The 20,436-nt window shown below is 47.1% G+C and carries 15 protein-coding genes and 1 tRNA gene; 7 read left to right on the top strand and 9 right to left on the bottom strand.

Annotated features, from left to right (window positions below):
• Positions 1 to 8: 8 nt before the first annotated feature.
• Positions 9 to 1,688 (bottom strand): acyl-CoA synthetase FdrA, encoded by a 1,680-nt coding sequence (gene fdrA, locus WJT86_RS02465; RefSeq protein WP_346335899.1) that lies wholly within the window; start codon positions 1,686 to 1,688, stop codon positions 9 to 11.
• A 328-nt stretch (positions 1,689 to 2,016) separates the two neighbouring features.
• Positions 2,017 to 2,988 carry a carbamate kinase gene (arcC, locus tag WJT86_RS02460; protein WP_346335898.1) on the bottom strand — a complete coding sequence of 324 codons (972 nt, stop codon included), beginning with the start codon at positions 2,986 to 2,988 and terminating at the stop codon, positions 2,017 to 2,019.
• A gap of 360 nt (positions 2,989 to 3,348) precedes the next feature.
• On the opposite strand from arcC, the gene WJT86_RS02455 reads away from it, so the two are divergent.
• Complete coding sequence (locus WJT86_RS02455) at positions 3,349 to 4,275, top strand: LysR substrate-binding domain-containing protein (protein WP_346335897.1); 927 nt, start codon at positions 3,349 to 3,351, stop codon at positions 4,273 to 4,275.
• 408 nt (positions 4,276 to 4,683) lie between these two features.
• Here the strand turns inward: WJT86_RS02455 and WJT86_RS02450 are convergent, their stop codons facing one another.
• Positions 4,684 to 5,409: a TetR/AcrR family transcriptional regulator gene (locus tag WJT86_RS02450; protein WP_346335896.1), complete on the bottom strand. Its 726-nt coding sequence runs from the start codon at positions 5,407 to 5,409 to the stop codon at positions 4,684 to 4,686.
• A gap of 85 nt (positions 5,410 to 5,494) precedes the next feature.
• Between WJT86_RS02450 and WJT86_RS02445 the strand changes: the two genes are divergently transcribed.
• Entirely contained in the window at positions 5,495 to 6,067 is a 573-nt protein-coding gene (locus WJT86_RS02445) for a pyridoxamine 5'-phosphate oxidase family protein (protein WP_346335895.1), read from the top strand.
• Positions 6,068 to 6,242: 175 nt separating this feature from the next.
• Here the strand turns inward: WJT86_RS02445 and WJT86_RS02440 are convergent, their stop codons facing one another.
• Positions 6,243 to 7,559: an MFS transporter gene (locus WJT86_RS02440; protein ID WP_346335894.1), complete on the bottom strand. Its 1,317-nt coding sequence runs from the start codon at positions 7,557 to 7,559 to the stop codon at positions 6,243 to 6,245.
• A 332-nt stretch (positions 7,560 to 7,891) separates the two neighbouring features.
• Between WJT86_RS02440 and WJT86_RS02435 the strand changes: the two genes are divergently transcribed.
• Together WJT86_RS02435 and WJT86_RS02430 are read left to right on the top strand one after the other, a co-directional pair.
• Positions 7,892 to 8,641, top strand: a complete 750-nt coding sequence (locus WJT86_RS02435) for an AraC family transcriptional regulator (RefSeq protein ID WP_346335893.1) — start codon at positions 7,892 to 7,894, stop codon at positions 8,639 to 8,641.
• 73 nt (positions 8,642 to 8,714) lie between these two features.
• Positions 8,715 to 9,623, top strand: coding sequence for a DMT family transporter (locus tag WJT86_RS02430; RefSeq protein ID WP_346335892.1), 909 nt, complete (start codon positions 8,715 to 8,717; stop codon positions 9,621 to 9,623).
• Positions 9,624 to 9,714: 91 nt separating this feature from the next.
• Here the strand turns inward: WJT86_RS02430 and WJT86_RS02425 are convergent.
• Positions 9,715 to 9,804: transfer RNA gene (locus WJT86_RS02425), tRNA-Ser, on the bottom strand.
• Between the two features lie 599 nt (positions 9,805 to 10,403).
• On the opposite strand from WJT86_RS02425, the gene msrA reads away from it, so the two are divergent.
• On the top strand, positions 10,404 to 10,988 hold the full coding sequence (gene msrA / locus WJT86_RS02420) for a peptide-methionine (S)-S-oxide reductase MsrA (protein WP_346335891.1): 585 nt from the start codon (positions 10,404 to 10,406) through the stop codon (positions 10,986 to 10,988).
• 860 nt (positions 10,989 to 11,848) lie between these two features.
• Here the strand turns inward: msrA and mepA are convergent.
• Positions 11,849 to 12,781 carry a penicillin-insensitive murein endopeptidase gene (gene mepA / locus WJT86_RS02415; protein ID WP_346335890.1) on the bottom strand — a complete coding sequence of 311 codons (933 nt, stop codon included), beginning with the start codon at positions 12,779 to 12,781 and terminating at the stop codon, positions 11,849 to 11,851.
• Between the two features lie 267 nt (positions 12,782 to 13,048).
• Here mepA and WJT86_RS02410 point away from each other — a divergent pair, with 267 nt between their 5' ends.
• Together WJT86_RS02410 and WJT86_RS02405 are read left to right on the top strand one after the other, a co-directional pair.
• On the top strand, positions 13,049 to 17,047 hold the full coding sequence (locus WJT86_RS02410; protein WP_346335889.1) for an autotransporter outer membrane beta-barrel domain-containing protein: 3,999 nt from the start codon (positions 13,049 to 13,051) through the stop codon (positions 17,045 to 17,047).
• Positions 17,048 to 17,222: 175 nt separating this feature from the next.
• The gene (locus WJT86_RS02405) at positions 17,223 to 17,759 is read left to right on the top strand and encodes a GNAT family N-acetyltransferase (protein WP_346335888.1); all 537 of its coding nucleotides are present in this window, start codon (positions 17,223 to 17,225) and stop codon (positions 17,757 to 17,759) included.
• Between the two features lie 26 nt (positions 17,760 to 17,785).
• On the opposite strand, the gene WJT86_RS02400 is transcribed toward WJT86_RS02405, so the two are convergent.
• The 3 genes from WJT86_RS02400 to WJT86_RS02390 are packed head-to-tail and all read right to left on the bottom strand — an operon-like array spanning position 17,786 to position 20,125.
• The gene (locus WJT86_RS02400) at positions 17,786 to 18,619 is read right to left on the bottom strand and encodes an SDR family oxidoreductase (RefSeq protein WP_346335887.1); all 834 of its coding nucleotides are present in this window, start codon (positions 18,617 to 18,619) and stop codon (positions 17,786 to 17,788) included.
• Between the two features lie 17 nt (positions 18,620 to 18,636).
• Positions 18,637 to 19,875, bottom strand: a complete 1,239-nt coding sequence (locus tag WJT86_RS02395) for a cytochrome P450 (RefSeq protein WP_346336284.1) — start codon at positions 19,873 to 19,875, stop codon at positions 18,637 to 18,639.
• A gap of 16 nt (positions 19,876 to 19,891) precedes the next feature.
• A complete protein-coding gene (locus tag WJT86_RS02390) occupies positions 19,892 to 20,125 on the bottom strand; it encodes an acyl carrier protein (protein WP_346335886.1) in 234 nt (77 codons plus the stop codon).
• Between the last annotated feature and the right edge of the window lie 311 nt (positions 20,126 to 20,436).

Below are 20,436 nucleotides of genomic sequence, written 5' to 3'. Positions count from 1 at the left end.
GAGATTGTTCAGGCAAGCCGATCCAAGGCGGCTATGAGTGTTTCATCTCCACCAGCTGGTGGGGCCCAGTTCACGTGAACAACTTCACCACCTGACTTATGAATATCGTCGGCAAATGACCGAAGACCGAGATTAACGACCTTGGGGCGATGATTAAGAAGCTTTGGCGCCTCTTTGCCGTTGGCCGGTGAAGACAGATCCTTACCTTCACTGATGATGCTCAGAGAAAACTCAACAGCTTCACGATTGCTATCAGCAACAATGACGCCAGCCTCAATCAGCTTGGCCTTCTGTGCTTCCAGATTCTGCGGATCATTCTTGGCACCACAGACATAGGCAACATATGTAACGTCGCCACCGCATGTGCGGGCCTTGCGGGCAGCTTCAACCATTTCAGCTGCCTGACCTGCAGGGTCTTCATGCGCACCGTAACCAATCACGACGTCCATCAGGACAACCGCAACAGCTGAATCTTTACCAGCTTCAACAATCATTTCCCCGCGCAATGTCGGGTCAATCATCGGGTGCGCACGACCAACCGTGTAGACGTCATCACCAAGATCGATAACCGTACTGCCATCAGCACTGAACATGATACCTTCGTCATGTGCACCTGTGAAAGGCACATTCAGACCACGCCCCATAAGCAGCGCAGCTTCAGAGGCGAGCGTACCACCACAATAAAGACCACGAATCTGTCTTTGCTGCGGCGTCAGAGCAGCGCGGCACTTGGAAGCCTGAACACTTTTCAGTGCCTGAACAGCCAGAAAAGCCGCTTCATCAAGCGTACCGGCAAAGGTTAACCCCTTACCTTCATCTGCCTTACCTTCTTCACCCAGGAAGATGGCAACAGCAGGCTTTGGCTGTGCTTCAAGTGCAGAAACGATCTTGTCACGGATAGCTTTTGCTGGCGGCTTGGAAATGAAACCGATGACTTCTGTCTTCGGATCGCGCGCAAGGAAATCAATAGCATCCAATGCGCTGGTGCCACCGATTTCTGATGAGAGGTCACGACCACCGAGACCGATGGCGTGGGAGAGACCTTCATCATAAAAATCGATGCCAGCCATAACTGCCTGAAGACCGGTACCGGAGGCACCAATCAGACCAATTGTGCCGTCTTTATTGACGTTAGCAAAAGCAAGAGGCTGCCCACCAATCATACTGGTACCGCAGTCCGGTCCCATAACGAGCAAACCTTTTTCATGAGCGCGTTTCTTGAGAGCAGCCTCATCTTCTGTACTGACGTTATCACTGAACATCATGACATTGAGGCCGCGATCAAGAGCCTGACCTGCAAGCCTTGCTGCATAACGACCAGCAACAGAGATGAGGGCAATATCAGCATCTGGAATCTGGGAAAGCGCCCCATCCAGTGTCTTTGTCTGGGAATAGTCAGCCCCTTTGCGGCGCACTGACTGGTCAGACAGAAAGGCTTCAATGCCCTTCATAACTTCATCGACGACATCTGCGCTTGCAGCATCGACAACCACGCAAAGATCACTCGGCTTTGCAGCCTCAACCTCTGGTGTAGATAAACCTGTATTCTGGAAAATTTCCTTATTGGCAGGCGTACCCATCATAACGGACAGACGGTCAACCCCAGGAAGTGTAGAAACTTTCTTTGTCAGCAGCATAAGACTGACAGAGTCCTGAAAGACACCAGTCTTGATGACGGAAAACAGCATTATTCTTCTCCCGCTGCACTTTCGTTGCCTTAACGACCACGAACAGCCCACTCATCAGCTTGAAGCGCTGCGAAGGGAAGAGAGCCTGTCGACTGCCTGCCCCACTCAGCTGCTAGCAGAACCGCCTGCGAGCTGGAGCTATTATTAGTCGAAAGTCATATTATGTGCTTTAAGCTTTCCCGACCATTAAATTATCGATTTTACAGTTTCACTTCATAATAACGCTACGATCGGTAAATCACTCAAAATTATCTTGAAAAATAAAGCCACCGCACTCACTCAAGAATGCGGCAGCCCCATATAAAAATTATATGTTTTAATTATATAATTATGCAGGGTTTGGTACAATCCATGTACCTGTTTCCCGCTTCAGCGCTGACTTCACCTTATCAAGGCTGGTCACGAGGCCCTGACCGCCCGGACGGCCCTTCATATATTCAATAATCGCCTCAACTTTTGGGCCCATACTGCCGGCACCAAAATGGCCTTCTTCAAGATATTCATTGGCTTCAGACAATGTAATTTCTTCAAGCCATTTCTGGTCAGGCTTACCAAAGTTCAGTGCGATTTTCTCGACGCCTGTCGGAATCAGAAGAAGCTCGGCATTCAATGTTTCAGCAAGAACGGCGGAAACGCGATCTTTATCAATCACGGCTTCAACACCAGATAATGCGCCCTGTGTACCTTCAACAACCGGAACCCCACCGCCGCCACAGCAAACGACAAGAACTCCCTGCTGAACAAGATGCTTAATCGCATCAAGCTCAACAATACGAACAGGCTTTGGAGATGCAATCACGCGGCGCCAGCCACGGCCAGAATCTTCCTGCACAACCCAGCCTTCCTTCTCGGCAAGACCTTTGGCTTCACTCTCTTCCATGAAAGCGCCAATGGGTTTATCAGGGTTTGCGAAAGCCGGATCTTTTTCGTCGATAACGACCTGTGTCACAACACTGACAACCGGAATATCAAGCTTACGACGTTTGATTTCGTTACCCAGAGCATTCTGGAGCATATAGCCAATTTCACCCTGCGTATCACCAACAGCAAGATCAACAGGAGTGACTGGAAGACTGTCGCGCAAAACTTCTGAACGACGCAGGATCAGACCAACCTGTGGGCCATTGCCATGGGTCAGTACAACACCCCAGCCTTCTTCAATCATGTCTACGACATGTTTGGCTGCCAGTTCTGCATTCTGCCGCTGCATCTCAGGACGCAGGCTATCATTATCCGGAACCAGTGCATTACCGCCTACGGCCACCACAACTACCGGACGTTTTGTCGTCTCTGTTTTCACTTGAAACTCCAGCTTTAAAACTGTCTGACCAATCGCTCAACGGTGACCCAGCCACCTGAGTTGGTCAGAGCATACTGTTATTATTTATGGTTACCCCATTTATCGACAGGCTTCAGCCAATATCCAAATTGCTAAGAAAAACCTATCTATCTGCCTTATATTGTTGAAGGTATTTTAAAAATCCCAAGGATTTCATGTATCATTTTGTTATATTTTCTTCATAAAGCGATTTGTCTCATTGCTCACTTCAGACATACAGCGCTATATTTCAAGTATATGGTTTCATAAAAAATGCGAAGGACCAACACCTTCTAGTATGTAAACGACATATATCTAAGATGTTCAAACAAGGTCATACCCGTGAAAGCATCCGTCTTCGTCGAAGAAAATATGAAAACCTTCAGCACAGTTGCCCGGCTGGCAAGCTTCAGCGAGGCGGCTGATGAACTCGGGCTGACCACATCAGGCGTCAGTTACATTATTAAGAGGCTGGAAGAATCGCTTGGCATCAAACTCTTCCATCGCTCGACCCGCAAAGTTGAGCTGACAGAAGCGGGCAAATATTTTCATGCAAAGGTTCAGGCTCTCCTGGAAGAGTTCAGGAGCATCGAAGAAGGGATGATCAGCATCGACAAGGGTGTTGAAGCAAAACTGACAATATGCGTCAACAATCTGCTCCACACACCTTACCACACAACAATGCTGACAAAATATATCAAGAACCGTTTTCCCTCATGCCAACTCCGTATCACAACAGAAGTTTATGGTGGCGTATGGGATGCCATCAGCAATCAGGGTATTGATGTCGCCATCGGCGCACCCGGTATCCTGATTGATGGAGGGGGTATTAATTACAAGGAACTCAGCAGCATTCACTGGCAGTTTGCTGTTGCACCTCATCATCCTGTCGCTAAGTTACAGGAACCAATTCCCGACAGCCAGCTGAGACAATATCCAGCAATCTGCGTCGATGATACCGCCTCACAGATGATCAAGAAGATTGGCTGGCTGCTCTATGGTCAGGAAGCCATATTCGTACCCGATATGGACACCAAACTTTACGCACAGCAGGCTGGCAGTGGCATCGGCTTTTTGCCAGACTATCTCGTCCGCGACAGTCTTGCTGACGGTAAGCTTGTTACCAAAACACTGCAAAACCCACGCCAGCCTTCACTAATGCTTCTGGCTTGGAAATCCTCACTCAAAGGTCGTGTCACCGAATGGATCAGGGATGCCTTTGAACCCGGCGAAGTTCTCTCCAAACTTTATTCAGACCTGATGCACTGATTAAACTTACAGGAAAACTGGTCAAGAACGGGCTCCTTAATCTCCCTCGGCAGTCTGACATTGAAAACCTAAATGCCAGAAATAGTTCACGCGATCTGATCAGTGTACATCTGAGCAAACATAAAATATGTCCGAAACAGCATAGGCCTTCCGGATTACAATCTGGTATCTGACATTCAGCCCTAAGGAAAATATAACAGCCGTAGCAGATATATATCGAAACAACGTGGCCCTATTCAAACCGGGGCGAACTGTAGTAAGATTGGTACAGACATTGCTGTTCAGACTTTGAATAATGTCTTCCCGTCTGTAACAGTTACCAATAACCCATTTAAGAATAAAAAGTTTAAAACCTTAAATGCCAGAAGTATCACTTTCATCAGGTGGTAAAATTTATCACAATACTGCTTACAAAAAACAGCTTTCAGCTTCTATCTGCCCCGCTAAAGCTCCGCGAAGAGAGATCATGTCAGCATTAGTTTGAGCCAGCTCTTCCGCAAGTCTGCACTCTACATGCGTGGCCAAAGTCTTACTCTTCCCGTAGCGCTCAAGTATTGCAACCGCCTCAGAAGAGAGGGGTTCTTCATTACCATGATTTGCAATCTTGGCAGCGAGCAGCATTTGTACCATTGAAACGGCACGGTCCATTGATGCATCATTATTATTAATAATCTGCCATATGGTTGCGCCCTCTATGATTGTAAGAGCATCTTCTGCAAGTTGGTCTGCATTGTCTGCATCCAGACCATTATGAAGAATTCTGACTAAATGGTTTTTTATGCCTTTGAAAAATTGCCTGACATGAACTGCATCCGCACAGGTATTCAGATCATATAAAAAATGCAAACCAATGCAGCGTTTTTCTATCTTGAGATACTCTGTCAGAACCCTGACACTTTCAAGAAAATCCTTCTGCCAGTTTCCTGTCGGCTTATAACGGTCCGTTAATCTGCATAGCGTTAATTCCAGAGCTGCATTGGCGAGTTCATCCTTGCCAGAAAAATGACTGTAAAGAGAGCCTTTCTGCAAGCCAGAAGCCATCGCAACATCGCCCATTGACGCCCCATGATATCCGTTTTCCTGGAATAGTTTGCGGGCAATATCAACAATCTCACTCTTTTTGATCTTTGTCATATCAGCCTCACTAATGCACAACTTGACAATTAACGAACGGTCGGTAGTAATTCATAGAAGAGGTTAGAAGTCAAGGTAAAGCACTATGTCCGACAAGAAAGGTATAACTGATATTATTCCTGACCCTGTATTAGGCAATGAAGGCGAAAAGCAAATGCGCAAACAGTTTCCTTCACGCTATCAGTGGGATGAACATACCTTGCCCGGCATGCTACGATCGACGATTCCACGTGGACTGGCCAAATTTATTGAGGAACAGGCGTTCTTTTTCATAGCTACATCAAGCAGTGATGGTCATTGCGATGCAAGCTTCAGAGGAAGAGAGTTTTCGGTTGATGGGGAGTCACAACCAGCCTGTCTGGTTATAAATGAAAAAACCATTATTTTTCCGGATTTCAGTGGGAACGGCCTTTACAATAGTCTGGGCAATATTTTGACTAATCCGCATATTGGTATGCTGTTCATCGACTTTCAGCGACAGCGCAGAGCACGGGTTAATGGACGGGCAACGATACGTAAAGCTGATACTGCAATTTTGGAAATATGGCCTATGGCACAGGCCGTTATTGAAGTTGAGGTTGAACAGGCATACGGAAATTGCCCGGCCCGGATTCCCCGCATGCTGTTCATAGAAGGAAGTGATGATGTATTTTTCTGACTCTATACCGATTAATTCCATATGAATGTAATTAAAGTTCAGCAATAAGCTATATAGCCCTGAAGTTCCGGGTACTAATTCTTACAGGAAACCAATACTACGGAGCTGATACAGATAAGAAAACGGGCTGCATTAACAGCAGCCCGCCTCGGAACATCAAAATATATCCATACTATCAGCTGACTTTCTGATGCGCGGTTTCTTTCACAAAGAGCATTGCGATAAGCCCAAGCATCAGAAGCCCGGCTGCAATGTAGAAATTTGGTACAAGGCTGCCAGTATGATCTGCAATCAGCCCTGTCAGGGTTGATGCGATAATTGATGAGCTCATTCCGACAAAATTGTAGCATCCGAAAACCGTTGAGTAATTCTCCTTCGGCGTATTATCAGCCACGAATGACAGCAACACCGGATCAATCGCCAGTTTACCAAACAGCCCATAGATCACGAGCGCAATGACAAGCCCAGTCATGCTTGTTGTATAGACGACAGCCACCATCGCAACGGCTGCTATCGGAACCATGAAATAGGCGAAAGGTGCGCGTCGCCCCCACCGATCTGATAGCACACTGAACAACAGCGCTCCCGGAATAGACATCCATGCAATCAGTGATGAGATGAACCCGATTTCAGAGCCTGGAATGCCACGTTCTGTCTGCAGGTAATAAGGTAACCATGTCAGCAGAACAAAGAACCCGTAAAGACTGCAAAATTCCATGAAGAAAGCGAGCACCAGATTTCTGTTCTTGAGAATCTTTATCGCGTCAGTCCAGACATCCTTACGGCTTTTACTCCCGCGTGTTGGCTTATAATCTTCCTTCACGATAAACATGATGGCGATAGCCACAAGAATAGTCGGTACAGCAAAAACAAAGAACGGTATGTGCCAGCTGAAATTATGGGTATAGACCAGATAACTGGCCCCCATTAACCCGATGGCCATACCAAAGGCCATACCACTGTTGATCAGCGCAGTACCAAAACTGCGGTATTTAACCGGAATGGCTTCATTTGAAATCGCAAACTGCGGGCCGTAATAACTACCCTCACCAATACCAACCGCAGCACGCGCCAGAAACAGCATAAAGAAACTGCCAGCAAGCCCCGTTGCAGCTGTCGCAAGCCCAAAAAAGATAAAGCCCGGCACCAATACAAGCTTACGCCCGTAAGCATCGCCCAGCATACCTGCCGGAATTTGCGAAAGCGCATAGGTTGTAAAGAAAACGCTGTTCAGCAAACCAAGCTGGGTTTTCGTCAGGCCGAACTCACGTTCCAGCTCGCCCATAATCGGGTTCAGGATCGTTCTGTCCGCATACATGAATATCCAGCCAAGGAAGAACAGGCCAATAGCCACAATCCATGCAGGAACACCCAAGATTTTCCTGTCCCAGTTTGAGACACGTGCCTGCGTATTCGTCGTTTGACCTGCTGCTTCAACCACATCAGCAGGCTTATTGTTTACTTGTGCAACAATTGCTTCATTCAAAGCCAAGGTCATGCCTCCATTCTAGATGGGAGGGTCTCGACCAACCCCATGGCGGCATTGTGCCTATTTAGACTAAAGGCACATAACATTATCTTCTTCTGTCAGATTTTCTGGACAAAAAAGCCCATATTGTTGAAACGCAATTAATAATAGCGGTATTATTTACTCATATTTCAGCAAATTTTTCTCTAAATTGCGTATCGAGGCCATTAGAAAGCCAACCAACAAATTACTGTGGAGCCGGACGGACATAGTCTGTAGATTTCATCTTACATCCTGCTAACTATATATTCTTCCAAAGCCAAATATCCTTGGCGATTCTAAAATGACGGACGACCATGGGTATTCAACTGAATTTCAAGAGCTACAAGGGAATACGTCTTTCCGAAACTCACCCGTTCGCCCAGATCGTTCTCGCCCTTGAAGGCGGACTTGAGCTTGAGGCAAACGGCAAGGGCGGACGACTGGATAAAGGACAGGGCGCTTTCATCGCACCGGGCATCCGTCACTCGCAGCAGGCCCGCGACAATAACAGGTTTCTCGTACTTGATTGCGACTGGTCGGCAATTGATGCACCATTGGCTGAACATCTGGCGCAGCACATCTTTATCAGCATCTCACCAGCAACAAGGCAGCTGATCGGCTTTGCGGAAGCCTTGCAGCAGGAAGAAACCCTTCCTTTTGATACACTTTCCAGTCAATGGACCCAGCTGCTCATGACATCTCTGGCCGGAAGTGTTCCTTACTCACGGCTCGCCAGACTGGCGACCCGGATAGAAGCATCCCTTGACCAGCCCTGGACCGTTCAGGATATGGCAGAATACGCCTGTCTGAGCCCCAGCAGGCTCCATGCCGTCTTCAAAACCGAATTGAACATGTCGCCACAGGAATGGCTGACGATGGCACGCCTTAGGAAAGCCCAGTACTGGCTTACCCATACCAACATGCCGGTTGCAGAGCTGTCTCAGCGGGCCGGATATTCCGACCAGAGTGCGCTGACGAGAGCAATGCGCCACATGACGGATGAAACACCAGCAGCCTACCGGCGGCGACAACGCGAGTTACGGTCAAAAATTCAGGAGGTCTGAACAAGACAGCTTCCTGAAATACGTATAAACGCATTGCTCATCACTCATAATCGACATTCTTCTAAGCCTGATCATGCACGCCAACCATCCCGATATACACTCACGCCGCAAGACTATTTCAGGTTATCTCTATGCGGCCCTTGCCGCTGTTCTGTGGTCACTGATCGCCCCTCTGTCCAAGAATGCACTGGCGGCCGGGATATCTCCCGTCGAGACTTCTTTCTGGCGCGCCCTGCTGGGGTGCCTATGTTTTGCCGTGCAAACCTCCCTTACCGGCGGTCTGCGCGTTCCGGTTCGGCACGCACTCATCTTCATCCTGTTTGGGGGCTGGGGCGTCAGTATCCTGTTCAGTGCCCTGCAGCTATCAATTCAGCTGAGCGGTGCCGCAACGGCCATGGTTCTGCTTTATACGGCCCCGGCATGGGTTGCGGTTGCATCTTATTTTCTGTTCCGAGAAGCTATTTCCGCAAAAAAGATTATTGCCATATGCGTTGCCCTGACCGGCGCGATACTGGTCAGCTTTTCAGGCGGCAGCTTGCCAACAGGCTATTCGACCCTCGGCATCATCTGCGGCCTGATCTCCGGCCTAGCCTATGCCTCTCACTTCCCCTTCTACGTCTGGTGGTACGGTCGTTACTCCACCGCAACAATCTATACCTATATGCTGTTCGGCGGCGCGCTCTTCCTGTTACCGTTCGTTGATTTCGCCCCCGCAAAATCATGGGATACCTGGGGCAATCTGGTAGCCCTGGCCTTCCTGACAAACTATCTGGCCTATCTTGCCATCGCCAAGAGCCTTCAGCTCATCTCACAGGTCCAGTCCGCCGTTATCGGCAACATCGAACCGGTTCTCGCCACCCTGCTGGTCTGGGCGTTCTTCGGCGAAAACTTCAATATCTACGGCTGGATTGGCTGCACCCTTGTCATTTGTGCGGTATTTCTGCTGACGCTTGAGCGGAAGCCGTCAGAAACGAAAAGATAACAGAAATTACAACATACAATAAGCATGTTGTGCTTGAATATTATTCAATTTTTAGTTTGAGAATAGAAAGCGATTTGCTTTTAGGCTGAAGTGGCGGAGAGAGAGGGATTCGAACCCTCGATAGAGTTGCCCCTATACACGCGTTCCAGGCGTGCGCCTTCAACCACTCGGCCACCTCTCCGCAATATCAGCGAACTGACGTGCTTCACTTACGCGATGATAGACAAAAGCGCAACCCGTCACACACAGATAAGTTGCGTAAAGGTGTCCCCTATTGGGCAAGAACTGCGTATTATCAGACTTTCCAAGCTGAGAATCAGAGTTATATGATTCATTGAACCAGTGTGTTCATGGATCTATTGGGTGTTAAATATTAGGAATTTAATGTGTTGCGTAGCTTAGTTAGAGCACTGGGGCTTATTATTCTGGCTTTAGGTTTTATTGGCATCATCATTGATGGTACCCGAATAATTGCGAATGAAACCCTTGTATTTGTATCTTTGCAAGAAATCTGCGACTCATTCTCTCCTGATTTTCTGAACAGTATAAAGGCAAACCTGATAACCTATAATGTTGTCTGGATATGGGATAACGTTGTCAATTATCTTATTCAGATACCGGCTTCCATTTTCTGTTTTATCTTAGGGGCTTTTCTTCTGAAACTAACCCAAAAAAACCAAAACGATATTGGGACGTACGATATAATCAGTCACAGATAAGCGAGCTACGCTTGTTTTTTATGTTCTCCTGCATATCTCAGAAGTAGGAGGCTTTATTGCTATGAAACCACGTGAACTCCCCCACTTCATCAATGGACATATTTTAGGCGGTCCCTACCCTGAGGGCTCAGAGAAAGCTTTATTTGCAATGGGCTGTTTTTGGGGTGCAGAACGTCTTTTCTGGCAACTGCACCAAGGTATCTGGGTTACCGCCGTTGGCTACACGGGTGGCAGGACAATCAATCCCACCTACCAGCAGGTCTGTAGTGGAGAGACAGGTCATGCAGAAGCAGTCCTTGTTGTCTTTGACCCCAAACTCATCAGTTATGAAGATTTACTCCAGACATTCTGGACGAACCATGACCCGACACAAGGTAACCGACAGGGCAATGATATCGGCACACAGTACCGCTCTGCCATTTTCACTTTTGACGGGGCGCAAAAAGAAGCCGCTCTACGGAGCCGGGAAGTTTATGGTAAAGTGCTTGCAGAACGTGGCTTTGGCCCGATAACAACGGAAATAGTAGACAGTAGCGCATTCTATTTTGCTGAAGACTACCACCAGCAGTATCTTGGTAAAAACCCGAATGGCTATTGCGGCCTGCAAGGCACCGGCGTGAGCTGCCCTCTACCTACTACAGCATGACATTAAAATGACAAGTGAAGTAGAAGCATAACTAAGAAAGTCCATGGAATTGTTTTTCATGGGCTTTTTTTTCCATTGAAACCCTGATTTTTATTTCCATCAGGAAGACTTCTTGACCTTTAAACCCACGCCAAATGCATAAATAGCAAGGGGAAGGAAAGCCCATAGACTGCTAGACGTTGGATACCACTTTAGTGGAGGAGAGTTTGCTAAAGTTACAATATAATATAATGTTACAAACAGATACAAATAATAACAGAGCTTATCCTTTATTATAAATTATTCTTTATATGGATAAATACTATTATAAGCGCGAATTGCATCAAAATTAATAATATAGAACCGATAATAAAAAGCACCGTATATTCAGAATATTTAAAATATGAATGAATATAAATAAATATTCCAAAAACAATAATAGGTATTATGATATTTACAATTTTTTTGCTTTCTCTGTCACCCATTTATCCCCATTTACATTATTATTGTCTAGACCATCGACATAAACAGGAAAATCAGCACCATAATAGCCGGAAGGCTGAAACCAAACCATATAGCAAACAGCTTATGATATTAAAGACGGAAGATAGCACTATAGGTTAGACACCTATATATCCATTTAATGTCAGGCATCTACCGCTAGGGTGTATAAAAAACAGCCCCGCCTTCAATACCTCACAACAGAGTTCATCCAGAACTTATGCTAATGCTGCAAGCCAGACCATAAGCTCCGGGTACCAGTATTCGCATCAGGCGGCCTTCTTAACTTTCACCCGGACCTTGAAAGCATGAGCGGTTGTTGCCCGGACAGTCTCATAACGTTTTTGTGCAGTTTTCATATCGAGAGAGCCTATTTTCTTTTAGTTTGCATCCAGCACTGTTCGGCAGGCTGGTGGGAGTTTAGCCATTGTCATTGGTGGGCGTCGTTTGCCCGGCTTGGGGTTCAGCATTTCAGGAGTGAACCACTTATCAAGTTCTGCCCCACATTGATCAGCGGCCGGCACAGGATCCTGCGGCTGGCAGTAGCCTGAACCTGATGGGCAGCTCAAACGAATATGGAAGTGATAATTATGCCCCCACATTGGGCGTACTTTATTCAACCAGCTCCGATCATTACCAGCTGTACGGCAGAGAGCCCGTTTGATTGCAGGATTGACAAAGATACGCTCAACTTCACGCTCTTTAGCAGCAGCGCGGATCAGGGCATAATGCGCATCTGTCCAGACAGATGGATCAATATCAAGACGATCTTTACGAACCATATTAACGGCAGACATATTTTCACGCTCTGCGCGCGACAATGTACGGTTTGGCATTGGTATCAGCCAGATATCAGCATCAATCCCAATCTGGTGCGACGCGTGTCCCGTGATCATCGGGCCACCACGCGGCTGGGACATATCGCCGACAAGAAGCCCCGGCCATCCATTAATACCCGGCACACGATCAGCAAACCGTTCCAGAAATGAAACAAGACGGGGATGACCCCAATTACGATTCCGGGAAAGCCGCATAACCTGCCAGCTGTTACCATTGATCGGCAAGGCAACGCCGCCAGAAAGACAACCTGCTGAATAAAAACCGATAGCTTCCGGACTCAGACTTGATGCAGGCCTGGTTTTGCGACCGAAGAGCTCTTTTGCAGGCGTGCTCGGATCATTAGGGTTTGTCAAAGGCGGCAAAGGCTTTGGATTAACACTTCCCTTGTCCTGCGCATAAGCACCCTGACCTGCAATAGCAAGCGTACCAATGCTCAAGGCAAAGATCAGCGATGTCAGTCGAATCGTTTTCATACTCCTGTTTACCACAGGAGCTCTGTTCAAAACGTCATGAAAAAGGAATACCCACTTCTTTTCAAAAAGAGCACTGCCATCAAGAAGCGTAATCCATTATTTGAATTTTTTACCAAATGCCTAAAAATAAACAAATTTTACAGAGATATATATTAAGAACTGTATATTCTAATATATTTTAGATAACTTTTGGTATAAACTTCCGCATATTTTAAATAGATTATAGCATACAAAGAAAATCAAGGAAAAAAGCAAATGGGGCATCAATTGAGATTTCGTACGCTCTCTCGCAAACTGCTAACGGCTGGAAGCCTTGCCGCACTACTGGCTGGAACAGCATCCCTTGCATTTTCTGCAAATGCTCAGTCAGTCTGGACAGGTAATACGTCTAATGATTGGTTTGTTGGTACAAACTGGTCAACCGGAAGTTCACCAACAGATGCTGATATTGTTATTATCAATGGCGGTACAAATAATGCAGCTATAATTTCAAATCCATCTACGCCTGCCATGACCGGGAACCTTTACATAGGTTCAACAGTTGCTGGAAATGGTATTGGTACAGGCTCCGGATATCTTAATATTCAGGCCAATAGTTCACTTATTTCCGATGGCAATCTGGTTATTGGTCAAGGCCAGGGAGCCGAAGGCACTCTGGTAACAGAGAATGATGTTTCCATATCTGTAGCAGACTCACTGCTCATCGGGACAGAAGGCGGAACCGGCCATTTCACGCTTAATAATGCCGGCAATCTGTATGTTGCTAACCAGACAATAATTGGCGATGGGGCAGGCTCTAATGGAACACTGACGTTAAATTCAAGTTCCGCTTCTATATCAGGAATGGGCCCTGATCCAGAACATCCAATAGCAAGTGTCTCTGTGGGAACCAATGGCGGCACTGGGACACTTGAGATCACCGCAGACGATTCGGAGGCATATTCCGCAGATATCTCAATATCAGAGAATATGATAATGGGAGATGGGAGCGGATCAAAAGGTACCCTGACCTTAAAAGGTAGTACAGCCTATTTATATGTTGGGGGCCTCCTGAGTGCTGGAACAAACTCTGGCACAGCAGAAATCAACCTGTCTAATGAGGACGCACCTTATCTCAGCCAAATGTATCAGGCTCATGCTAGTAATTTTCTTCTAGGAGCGGATGGCGGAACAGGTATTCTGAATATCAGCGCGAATGCCAACTTCTTGACAATGATCTATGGTATATTGGGACGGGGCACCGGAAGTTCAGCCATAGCCAATATTACCGGTGGAGGTTCTCTGGTTTTCTCATCCAGCGATGGGGGAGGCGTATATAATCCGACCTCAACTATTGCTCTTGATGGCGGGACTGCAACACTCAACGTATCTGGAATTGGCAGCTTTACTCAAAACAGTGCCCTGGTTTTTCAAAATGGAATGAGCCTTGGGCAGGGAACAGACAGCGTTGGCACAATCAATGTCTTCAGTTCCGGAAAGCTGACCACGCAGACAGGGATGTTCAATCAGTTCGAAGGTAATCATCAAATTCTTCTTGGCGTTGATGGAGGAACCGGCAATATCAATGTCTCAGGGAATGACTCTGTCTGGTATGTCGGCAGTGATTCATATGCCATGAACCGAGATGATCCGGACAATAACCCACCCGCAAATCTTTACATCGGTTATACGGGGACAGGTAATGTAACGATTTCAGATAATGCATTACTTTCCGTTGGCTGGCTCCAAAGAGATTCGAACTGTGGTGATACTGGCTGTTACTTCATCGTTTCCGATTACGGTGGAACGGGCACGATCCATATCGCTGATCAGGCTGGCTCCACCGGAAATCTGAACATTGGTGCTGCACCAGGCAATGCACCGGCAGCATCCGGCACCATTTTAGCTGCCAGCATCCAGTTTGGTGACGGGAATGGTGCTCTTAATTTCAATCTTACCGATACAGACTTTCAGTTTACTATTCCGGTATCCGGCAACGGTACGATTGCAAATTATGCCGGAACGACATGGCTGGCCGCTGACAATTCCGGTTTCTCCGGTGCAACCAATCTCTATGGCGGAACCCTCGGCCTAGAGAATAGCAATTCGCTTGGAACAAGCCTTGTGTCTGTTCTTGGAAATGCAGTTCTCGCCTACAATGATGCTGTTTCAATTGATAATGGTATCAAGATTACTGAAAATTACACGCTGACAGCACTAACGAGTGGTGGTTTCTCAGCATCCCAGAATGGTGTCATTTCCGGAACAGGCAACTTCAGTAAAACCGGAACTGGAACACTCATGCTGACCGGTACAAATACCTACACTGGAAAGACAACGGTTTCAGAAGGTGTGTTAGCCCTTAGCGGAACCGGCTCGATCTCTGAATCAAGTGTTGTACAGGTAGACAGTATTTTTGATATCACGGCCGTTACAAGCGGTTCCTCAGAAATCAAATCCTTAAGTGGCGGTGGTCAGGTTCTACTTGGTGAGAATGATCTGGTTATCACCTCTGCAAATGACACCTTCTCAGGCGTTATTTCAGGCAATGGCGGCCTTCAGGTTACGGGAGGAACAGAAACCCTCAGTGGTGCGAATACTTATCTTGGTGATACGATTGTCTCCGGCGGCACACTACGAGCCGGTGCACAGAATACATTCAGTTCAAGCTCTGCAGTAACAACCTCTACAGGCGGAATGCTTGATCTGAATGGATACAGCCAAAGCATTGCAGCCCTGACCAATGGTGGTGTCGTCCGGACAGGAGGAACACCTCCGGGAACAGTTCTGACTGTCAATGGCAATTACATCGGAACAGGCGGAACCCTGATCCTGAACACCATGCTGGGAGCAGACAGCTCACCAACAGACCAATTGGTTGTAAGCGGAGCGGGCAATACCGCCTCTGGCACAACGAACCTCGTCATTAACAATGTTAATGGTTCCGGCGCCCTTACAACTGGGAATGGTATCCCGGTTGTCGTCGGCACCAATGGCGGTTCGGTAGCAGATGCTACCTTTGTTCAGTCAAGCCGTATTGCTGCAGGAGCGTATGAATATACCCTTTATCAGAACGGCATTAACGGCGACAGCAATGATGGCAACTGGTATCTGCGCAACGTTCTTGCCACAGATGGGAACAACGGAGGCACAGATGGTGGCGATAATGGCAGCGGAAATGGTGGCGGGGCAGGAACTGATACAGGTTCAAGCGGAACCACCAATACATTCATGCCGGATTACCGCGTTGAAGTCCCACTAGCGACTTCAATTCTACCTATTGCGGTTGAATATGGTTACAGCATGTTGGGTACCCTGCATGAACGCAATGGTGGTGCAGTTCCTCAGGGAAGAATGTCGTCTTATGATGAGCTTACTGTTCGCGGAAAGAGTGGCAAGCCAGCAGTCATCCGGACACATCGGGCGGCACCGCAGCAATGGTTCAGCGGAGCCTGGGGACGCCTGATTGGTGACCGTGGTTTACGTGACACCAATAACTTTAGCAAGAATGGTCCGAAATATGACTATACCTTTGCGGGGTTACAGGCTGGTCTTGATATTTACAGTCGTGAAACGGCTCAGGGTGTAGATAAGGCTGGTGTTTACGTTGGCTATGGCAATATTTCAGCAAACGTAAAGGGCGCCTACGGCAACAAAGCCGGTACCATTGATATGGATGCCTATACTGTCGGTGCTTACTGGACTCATATTGCAACACAGGGCTGGTACACTGATGCTGTTATTCAGGGTACCTGGTATTCCGCCGATGCAACTTCTGTTTACGGGCAGAAGCTGAAACCTGATGGCTTTGGTTTTATTGCTTCGCTTGAAGGCGGGTACAGTTTTTATCTTGGCAATGGCCTGACCTTTGAGCCACAGGCTCAGATTGCCTATCAGCATACGTCCTTTGATAAATTCTCGGATGCTTACGGCCGCTTCTCGATTGAGGATGGCAAGAGCTTACGCGGACGTATTGGTGCCCGTCTCAGCAAAACGTGGAATATGTCTGAAACAGGCAAGCCACGTGCAATTACAACCTGGGTGCGGGCCAACATCTGGCATGAGTTTATGGGTAACACCAAAACGACCACAACCAATCTTTACGGGTTAAATGGCGTGACAATCCCATCAGACCTTGGCGGCACATGGGCTGAAATTGGTGCAGGTGTTTCAGCGCAGGTATCGGATAATGTTTCCCTATTTACAACGGGATCCTATAACCACTCGCTCGATAACAAGGGCCGTCAGTCATGGAACGGCAGGCTGGGTGCAACCATCCGCTGGTAACAAATACAGGCGCTCCTGTTAAAGGAGCGCCTGACCAATATAAATCCATTTGCCCATTATCGAAAATACTCTATTTAAAAGACAGAGTTAACTGCACGCCTGCGTGAAGCTGTTATAGGGCCTCATAGCGTTCTTGATGCCTGCATGGACAGAGACAATACAAGGAAGTTTCCAGATGAGCTCTCCGGTTAAGATAGAGACTGAAAATTTCTGGATACGCAGCCTGACGATACAGGATGCCGATTCTCGCCTTGTACAATGGCTCAATGATCAGGAAATGCAAGATGCTCTGAATCTACCCAAACTTGACATGACGCCTGAAAAGCTTCGGCAGTTCATTGTCTCATTTAATAATCGGAACAACTATATTCTGGGTATCTTCAGTAAAGCCGAAGATACTATCATTGGCTTTTACACCATTGATGTGAATCTCCAGCATCAGGTTGGGCACCTGACAACTGCCATTGGTGACAAGAATTTCTGGGGCAAGAATATTATGCCGGAAATCATTCTGGCTATCCGCGATTATTTCTTTGCCAATACGCAGGTTGAGAAACTGTCAGCCCGTGTTCTGGCGAAGAACCGGCGGGTTTTATTTAATTTTATTGGCTCTCCAGATTTTCCATTTGAAGCACGGCTCGTAAAGGAATGCCGGGCTCCTGATGGAAAGCGTCTTGATCTCCTGATTTTCTCGGCAATTAAGAATAGCTAATAACTCAATAGACAATATCCGTTTTCTCAGACCGCATCCGTAGCAAGAGCAATCTCTTTCTGTTGCTCCAGAGAGCTCAGCCGATCATTCAATGTCTTTTGAATATTCTTATAGGCATCAGATCCCAAAACCAGCCGTTGAGGCGGGTTTTCCTGACTGGCTGCAGCAATGACAGCTTTTGCAATTTTCTCGCCATCACCCGGGCATGGAAAACGATTGGCTGCCAGAAGCCTGCGGAAGTTACCGACTGTCGATTGCTGGTAGGCCTTGATAACCTTGTTCTCAACACGGGAACTATGGCTTAATCCGGTTTGTGCAAATCCGGGTTCAACAATCGTGATCTTGATATGGAAGGGGGCCACTTCCAGCCGAACAGCTTCCAGAAAACCTTCGATACCCCACTTTGAAGCCTGATAGGCACTCAAAGCCGGCAACCCAATCTGGCCGCACATGGATGAGTGCTGGATAATATGTCCCCCGCCCTGCTGACGCATATATGGCAGAACAGCACGAACCATCTGTATCGAACCGATAAGGTTTGTATTGATTTGATCTGTGATTTCTTCATCTGCCAGTTCTTCTGCTGCACCAAAAAGCAGATAGCCGGCGTTATTGATCAGCACGTCGATTGAACCAAACAGACCGAAGGCCTGATCAACAACCTGACGTATCCCTGCTGTATCTGTGACATCCAGTTCAAATACCCGGAGATGTTCCGGATATAACCGAACAAGATCATCAAGCTCATCAGGTTTACGGGTTGTCGCGATAACACGATCACCCTGCTGCAGAATCAGCTCTGTCAGTGAGCGGCCAAAGCCCCGGTTGCTGCCGGTAATCAGCCATGTACGTCCAGACATAAAACACTACCCTTAAATTATGCATCAATCGGAATAACGCTTACTGGTTGACCTCCAGCATGCAGCATCTGTGATTTCCAACGGAATTTCGGTTCTTTATCTGATGTCAGTACAAAACGGGCTTTACTCAGGAAAAATGCCAGAAAGGTTGCAACTTCGACGAGCGCAAAATGCTTGCCGCCACAAACGCGGGGCCCAATACTGAATGATGTTGTACGACCAGCGGCTGGGCATGAGGTGGCGGTATCTTCCAGATCCAGCTTCCACGGATCAGGCCGCAAACGCTTATCATGTTGCACGCCAACAAATGAAATCAATACATTCTGCCCGGCAGAAACCTTGATATCACCAATGACATCATCCTCAACAGCAAGCTTGGCAATAACAGGCGTTGGTGGATAAAGCCTGAGTACTTCGGAAACAAAATTATTGAGGCGTCCAAGTTTACTGAGGCATCCCCAGGTGCCTTTTTCAGCACTGAAAAGACTTTGAACATCCTGCCGTAACGCATCCTGAACCTCAGGATGTTTTGCCAAGAGATAACAGGCCCAGCCAACACTTGCAGCGGTTGCCTCGGTCCCAGCAGCAAAAAGCATAACCAGCTCATGCTCCTGCACAAAGCTCATCCGGCCTTCTGCGTCCGCTGCCTGCAGATCGCCAAGCAATGTGTTGGGTTCAGCCTTTTCTTTGCGAAAGCTCTCCAGCTCTTTTAACATTTCACGACGCAAATCTGGCAGATGTGCGAGCGTTTCCTGATAACGGGCACTTGTTTCTCCTTCAGGAACAAAGGCGTACTCAGAACCGTACTCCATCATCCTCGCGAGCTTTTCCATATCAACGCCGGTCTCCGAAAGAGACTTACCAAAGAAGTTCTGTAGGAAAACCTCAACAGTCATGCGACGCAACAGGGCATCATCAAGCACATGCGCACCCTTTGCGCTGTCCTTAATCATTTGCTCAACCGCTTCCTCAGCAGCCTTTTGAGCAAAAGAGAATGTCTTTTCACGATCAAATTTGGAAAAATAAGGCTGGCTTAACTGCATCCGGAACCGCCAGTCCTCACCATCTTCCGAGATGCGGGAAGGGCCCATGACCTGACGGAACCAGTCCATATTCTTATGATAATTATCGGCATTCAGACGGAGAACATAATCTGCATCCTCCAGTCTTTGAATGATCAGGATCGGAACATTATTGACCGTTGTCTCAACATTCTCACCGTTGTGATCCCTGCAAGTTCGTACAAAACATTGCAGAACTCATCAGACCTGCTCATCTTGCTCTCTCAAGTAACCGGGCAAGATCTTTAACAGAATTCATCTGCAGCAGTTCAACAGGGTCAACTTCCCGGCCTGTCCGACGCTCAATTTCAAGAATGATGGTCTCAAAACTCAGGCTATCCAGACCTTTAACGGAATGGATGTCTGCATCATCACTGATTTTCTCTTTAGGGATAAACAGGCATCCGGAAAGGATATCCTTGGCTTCGTCAATATAATCAACCATTTTCTGTCAACTGCCTTATATTTCAGAATAAGCTTTATGAAGCGCTATATGTCATATATTTTTGTATAAATTTATTCCATGCGTTCATATGTTGCATGTTTATAATCTAGCTCCCATTACGCATACTTCAACAACATGAAATTCTGCGTAAATCATAATCGTAAGTTATTTTACAGGTATTTCAGATATATCGCAAAAATCGAGACTTTTATTCCAGATAACAACACAAGAAGCCTCTCCCAATAGCTGTTTTCCCCTTTCCAAAAAGCTTATAACCAGCTAGAACGGAACAGGAACAATTTTCTAACAGG

The organism is Hohaiivirga grylli (assembly GCF_039655745.1).
Lineage (GTDB): Bacteria > Pseudomonadota > Alphaproteobacteria > Rhizobiales > Beijerinckiaceae > Hohaiivirga > Hohaiivirga grylli.
This window is presented reverse-complemented; position numbering and strand designations above follow the sequence as displayed.

Excerpts from the sequence above, each read along its gene's own strand:
- WJT86_RS02435 (WP_346335893.1), top strand. The coding sequence starts at position 7,892 with ATGGGTATTCAACTGAATTTCAAGAGCTACAAGGGAATACGTCTTTCC.
- WJT86_RS02390 (WP_346335886.1), bottom strand. The coding sequence starts at position 20,125 with ATGGTTGATTATATTGACGAAGCCAAGGATATCCTTTCCGGATGCCTG.
- WJT86_RS02450 (WP_346335896.1), bottom strand. The coding sequence starts at position 5,409 with ATGACAAAGATCAAAAAGAGTGAGATTGTTGATATTGCCCGCAAACTA.
- msrA (WP_346335891.1), top strand. The coding sequence starts at position 10,404 with ATGAAACCACGTGAACTCCCCCACTTCATCAATGGACATATTTTAGGC.
- mepA (WP_346335890.1), bottom strand. The coding sequence starts at position 12,781 with ATGAAAACGATTCGACTGACATCGCTGATCTTTGCCTTGAGCATTGGT.
- WJT86_RS02430 (WP_346335892.1), top strand. The coding sequence starts at position 8,715 with ATGCACGCCAACCATCCCGATATACACTCACGCCGCAAGACTATTTCA.
- WJT86_RS02400 (WP_346335887.1), bottom strand. The coding sequence starts at position 18,619 with ATGTCTGGACGTACATGGCTGATTACCGGCAGCAACCGGGGCTTTGGC.
- fdrA (WP_346335899.1), bottom strand. The coding sequence starts at position 1,688 with ATGCTGTTTTCCGTCATCAAGACTGGTGTCTTTCAGGACTCTGTCAGT.
- WJT86_RS02405 (WP_346335888.1), top strand. The coding sequence starts at position 17,223 with ATGAGCTCTCCGGTTAAGATAGAGACTGAAAATTTCTGGATACGCAGC.
- WJT86_RS02445 (WP_346335895.1), top strand. The coding sequence starts at position 5,495 with ATGTCCGACAAGAAAGGTATAACTGATATTATTCCTGACCCTGTATTA.